General features: G+C 49.0%; 1 rRNA gene. It reads left to right on the plus strand.

Annotation, left to right across the window (positions count from 1 at the left end):
* Positions 1–255: ribosomal RNA gene (locus VQ643_RS16420) — 23S ribosomal RNA — on the plus strand; the annotation flags it as partial.

Below are 255 nucleotides of genomic sequence, written 5' to 3' on the forward strand. Positions count from 1 at the left end.
ATATCTTGCACTGAATACATAGGTGTAAGAGGCGAACCAGGGGAACTGAAACATCTAAGTACCCTGAGGAAAAGAAATCAACCGAGATTCCCTCAGTAGCGGCGAGCGAACGGGGACCAGCCCTTAAGCTTCTTTGATTTTAGTGGAACGGTGTGGGAAAGCCGGCCATAGTGGGTGATAGCCCCGTACACGAAAAGGTCATAGAAGTGAAATCGAGTAGGACGGAGCACGAGAAACTTTGTCTGAATATGGGGG

Source organism: Pseudomonas sp. F1_0610, from assembly GCF_047470865.1.
GTDB lineage: Bacteria > Pseudomonadota > Gammaproteobacteria > Pseudomonadales > Pseudomonadaceae > JAZDRH01.